General features: G+C 64.1%; 3 protein-coding genes and 1 pseudogene. All 4 read left to right on the top strand.

Going from position 1 to position 5192, the window contains the following annotated elements; translation table 11 throughout:
- Nucleotides 1-882 (top strand): MFS transporter (locus ACSSNI_RS22645; protein WP_448260332.1); only part of this gene is annotated, 882 nt, incomplete at its 5' end.
- Nucleotides 883-906: 24 nt separating this feature from the next.
- Entirely contained in the window at nucleotides 907-2667 is a 1761-nt protein-coding gene (locus tag ACSSNI_RS22640; protein ID WP_448260330.1) for an acyl-CoA dehydrogenase C-terminal domain-containing protein, read from the top strand.
- A gap of 91 nt (nucleotides 2668-2758) precedes the next feature.
- Nucleotides 2759-3940 carry an acetyl-CoA C-acetyltransferase gene (locus ACSSNI_RS22635; RefSeq protein ID WP_124086910.1) on the top strand — a complete coding sequence of 394 codons (1182 nt, stop codon included), beginning with the start codon at nucleotides 2759-2761 and terminating at the stop codon, nucleotides 3938-3940.
- A gap of 91 nt (nucleotides 3941-4031) precedes the next feature.
- A pseudogene (locus ACSSNI_RS22630) lies at nucleotides 4032-5119 on the top strand (OprD family porin); the annotation flags it as partial.
- Nucleotides 5120-5192 lie beyond the last annotated feature (73 nt).

The raw sequence follows: 5192 nt of genomic DNA, 5'->3' as shown, positions 1-5192 counted from the left end.
GCTCAAATAGTGGGCAATTCGCTTTGTCTTTGTCGCGCTCTGTCCATTTATGAATTCAAGTCCGACAGGCTGCTAGTTCCGTTCATCCTGAAGTTGGTGCCGGAGTCCATGACCTACCTGATCGCTCAGCGTCGCAATGGTGAGCTAGCCGAAGTGGCACGCCATCTCCAGCCGGGCGGCAAGCACCCGGCGGACGCCCAGTTCTTCGTGCCGGCAGCTGACCGCATGGCAGGTGCACCGGTTACCCGCCTTTTCCAGGACGGGCGGGGCCTGAGCACGGCGCTGTTCTGGGTCGCCTTCTTCTCGGGTCTGTTCATGGTCTATGCGCTCAGTAGCTGGCTGACCAAGCTGATGGCGATGGCTGGCTACAGCCTGGGGTCTGCCCTCAGCTTCGTGATCGCGCTGAATGTTGGCGCGATCATCGGTGCCGTGTGCGGCGGGTGGCTCGCCGACAAGTTCAACATCAAGTGGGTGCTGGTGGCGATGTATGCGCTGGGCGGCGTGCTGCTGTACCTGATGACGTTCCAGACCTTGACCGAGGTGCGCTATCTGATCATTGGCGCGGTCGGCGCCTGCACCACTGGTGCGCAACTGGTGGCCTATGCCTTCTGCGGGCAGTTCTACCCGATGTCCATCCGCTCGACCGGTATCGGCATGGCCTCCGGCGTAGGGCGCCTGGGTGCTATTGCGGCGCCTCTGCTGATCGGCCAGATCGTCGCACTGGAACTACCGCTGGAACAGAACTTCCTGGTGATCGGCGGTTTCGGAGTCCTCGGCGCAATCGCCCTGGCGTTTATCAAGTACGGCGGCCCGACGTCGGCGACTCCGCAAGAGGCCGTGCCAGAACTGCGCCCGTTGCAGCCGACACCGCAAAACGCTTGATCGCTACCATCAAAGGAGTCCGCCATGTCTGTCTATACCGCGCCCTTGCGCGACATGCTGTTCACGATGAAGGAAGTCGGAGGCCTGGAAGCGATCTGCGCCCAGCCCGGCCATGAAGAGACCACACCCGACCTGGTCGAGGCCATCCTGCAGGAGGCAGCCCACTATGCCGCCGGCGTGCTGGATTCACTCAACCGTACGGGCGATGTGCAGGGCGCGCGCTGGCACGATGGCGAGGTCACGCCCGCCGATGGCTTTCGCGAGGCCTGGTCCAGCTTCTGCGAGAACGGCTGGATTGGAATGCCGGCCTCCACAGAGTGGGGCGGTCAAGGACTGCCCACGCTGGTGTCCACCGCCGTGCTGGAGATGTGGAAATCGTCCAACCTGGCCTTCAGCCTGTGCCAGATGCTCACGCTCGGTGCCGTGGAGGCGATTGCCCACCACGGCAGCGAGGCGCTCAAGCAGCGCTTTCTGGAGCCCATGGTCGCCGGCCGCTGGACCGGCACCATGAATCTCACCGAGCCGCAGGCCGGATCCGATCTGGCCGCGCTGCGCAGCCGCGCCGTGCCCGAGGGGGATCACTACCGCATCAGCGGCAGCAAGATCTTCATCACCGGCGGCGAGCAGGATCTGACCGAGAACATCATCCACCTGGTGCTGGCCAAGCTGCCGGATGCACCGACGGGGCCCAAGGGCATCTCGCTGTTCCTCGTGCCTAAGATCAAGGTCAACGCCGACGGCTCGCTGGGCGCGGGCAACGCCGTGAGCTGCGGTTCCATCGAGCACAAGATGGGTATCAAGGCCTCGGCCACCTGCGTGATGAACTTCGACGGTGCCGAAGGCTATCTGATCGGCGAGGAGAACAAGGGCCTGGCGGCCATGTTCACCATGATGAATTACGAGCGCCTGTCCATCGGCATCCAGGGCATCGGCTGTGCCGAGGCGTCCTACCAGAGCGCCGTGGCTTACGCCCGCGAGCGCATCCAGAGTCGTGCGCCCAGCGGCCCGCAAGTCAGGGACAAGGTCGCCGATCCGATCATCGTGCATCCGGACGTGCGTCGCATGCTGCTGACCATCAAGGCCATGACCGAGGGCGGTCGCGCCTTCGCCAGCTACGTCGGCCAGCAGCTCGACCTGAGCAAGTTCAGCGAGGACGTCGCCGAGAAGCAGGCAGCCGAAAACCTGGTGGCGCTGCTCACCCCGGTGGCCAAGGCGTTCTTCACCGACAGCGGGCTGGAAAGCACGGTGTACGGCCAGCAGGTGCTCGGCGGCCACGGCTACATCCGCGAATGGGGTCAGGAACAGCTGGTACGCGACGTGCGCATCGCACAGATCTACGAGGGCACCAACGGCATCCAGGCGCTCGACCTGCTCGGACGCAAGGTGGTGGCCAACGGTGGCGCCGCCCTGCGCCAGTTCACTGCTGAGGTCCGCGCCTTCGCCACGGCGGACGCACCGCATCGCGATGCCTTGCTGGACGCGGTGCAGCGCCTGGAGAACACCACCGACTGGCTGCTGCTGCAGGCCAAGGGAAATCCCAACGAAGTCGGTGCGGCCTCGGTGGAGTTTCTGCACCTGTTCGGGTACGTCGCCTACGCCTGGCTGTGGTCACGCATGGCCCAGGTCGCCGCGAACATGCGTAGCGAGGACGCGGCGTTCTACGACGCGAAACTGGCCACGGCGGGCTTCTACTTCCGCCGTCTGCTGCCACGCATCCTGAGCCTGGAAGCCGCTATCCGTGCCGGCAGCGAGCCATTGTTCGGCCTGGGCGCCGAGCAGTTCTGACGATTGGGCGTTGCGTGGCCTCGTCTCTGGGGACTGCGTTTTTTATTCGCGATCCAGACCCGCCGGGGTGGATCGAAACACGGGAGTTTCTATGCGTGATGTTGTGATTGTCGCCGCCACCCGCACGGCCATTGGCGCGTTCCAGGGTAGCCTGAGTCGGGTTCCCGCGGTGGAACTCGGTGCTACGGTCATCCGCCACCTGCTCGCGCAAACCGCTCTCGATCGTACCCAGGTCGACGAGGTGATCCTCGGTCACGTGCTCACCGCAGGTGCCGGGCAGAACACGGCCCGGCAGACCGCACTCAAGGCCGGACTGCCTCATACCGTACCCGCGATGACCCTTAACAAGGTATGCGGTTCGGGCCTCAAGGCTGTGCAGCTCGGCTATCAGGCCATTGCCTGCGGCGATGCCGAGGTGATCATCGCCGGCGGCCAGGAAAACATGAGCCTGGCGCCCTATGTCATCCCGCAGGCGCGTACCGGGCTGCGCATGGGTCACCAGGCGATCATCGACACGATGATCCAGGATGGCCTGTGGGACGCCTTCAACGACTACCACATGGGCATCACCGCCGAGAACCTGGCCGAGCAGTACGGCATCGGGCGCGACGAGCAGGACGCCTTCGCCGCCACCTCGCAGCAGCGTGCCTGTGCCGCCATCGACAGCGGTCGTTTCGACGCCGAAATCGTTCCCGTGCAGGTGCCCCAGGTCAGGGGCGAACCTGGCGTCTTCGACCGCGACGAGCAGCCCCGTGCCGGCACCACCCAGGCCTCGCTGGGCAAACTGCGAGCGGTCTTCAAGCCGGATGGCACGGTAACGGCGGGTAATGCCTCGACGCTGAATGACGGCGCCGCCGCCGTCCTGCTGATGAGCGCGGAAAAGGCCGCCGCCCTGCAAATGCCGGTCATGGCCCGCATCGTCGCGGCGGCCAGTGCCGGCGTCGATCCGGCGATCATGGGCATTGGCCCGCTCTTCGCCACCTGCAAGGTGCTCGAAAAGGCGGGCTGGCAACTGGAAGACGTGGACCTCGTCGAAGCCAACGAAGCCTTCGCCGCCCAGGCCCTGGCCGTCGGTCGGGAGCTGCACTGGGACAGCGCCAAGGTCAATGTCAATGGCGGCGCCATCGCTCTGGGTCATCCGATTGGTGCTTCCGGCTGCCGCATTCTGGTCACTCTGCTGCATGAAATGCAGCGCCGCGATGCCCGCAAGGGTCTCGCCACGCTGTGCATCGGCGGCGGTCAGGGGGTGGCGCTGGCCGTACAGCGCGATTAGCCCCCACTCACCAACGCTCTCCCCTCATGGGCTGCTCCGGCGGTCCGTGCAGGGATCGTCGTACCTCCAATAACAACAAAAGGACTCCACCATGTCTCACTCCGCACCACGCCACTTCCCATGTTTCCTGCTCGCTGCCAGCATCGCCGGCCTCTCCGTACCGGCCCAGGCGGCTTTCCTTGAGGACGGCAAGGCCAACCTGGAGCTGCGCAATTTCTACCTCAACCGCGATTTCCGCCAGGATGCCGCCCCGCAGTCCAAGGCCGAGGAATGGGCACAGGGTTTTCTGCTGCGCTACGAATCCGGTTTCACCGAAGACGCCATCGGTGTTGGCGTCGATGCCATCGGTCTGCTCGGGGTCAAGCTCGATTCCAGTCCGAAGCGATCGGGCACCGGCCTGCTGCAACGTGATCGCGAGGATCCAAAGCGTGCCCAGGACGAATACGCTGATCTGGGCGTGACCGCCAAGCTGCGTGCCTCCAATAGTGTGCTAAGGATCGGTACTCTGCTGCCCAAACTGCCCGTGCTGATGCCAAACGACTCGCGCCTGCTGCCACAGACATTCCGCGGAGGTCAGTTGAGCATGCGAGAGATCGAAGGACTCAATCTGGATGCCGGTCGCCTCAGCCAGGTCAACCAGCGTGACTCCAGCGACTATGAAGACATGACCATCACCACGGCGGTCGGGGTGAAGAACATCCGTACGCGCCACGCCAGCAGCGATGCCTTCGACTTTGCCAGCCTCACCTACGCCTGGAATGACAGTCTCAGCACCGGCTACAGCTATGGCGCGCTGGACAATCTTTACCGCCAGCACTACCTGACGCTCAACCACGTTCTGGCTCTGGGGGATGGTCAGTCCCTGAAGAGCGATATCCGCTTCGCCCACTCCAGCGATGACGGTGGTAGCAACGTCGACAACCGTTCCCTCGGCGCGCTCTTCACCTACGGCGTCGGCGGCCATGCCTTCGGTCTCGGCTACCAGCGCATGAGCGGCGATACCGGCTTCGCCTATATCAATGGCGCCGATGCCTATTTGGTCAACTTCGTGCAGATCGGTGACTTCGCCAGCAAGGACGAAACCTCTTGGCAGGCCCGCTACGTTTTAACTTCGCCAGCGTCGGTATTCCCGGCCTGACTTTCATGACCCGCTACCTCCGCGGTGACGGCATCGACCTAGCAGCCTGTCGGACTTTTCCCCTCGCCGGTAGAATTGCGCATCGCTCCTGGAACCTGACTGTATGAGCCGCTT

It is taken from the genome of Stutzerimonas tianxiuensis, assembly GCF_053470365.1.
Note: the sequence above shows the minus strand (reverse complement) of the source record. Positions and strands in the feature narration are given on the sequence as shown.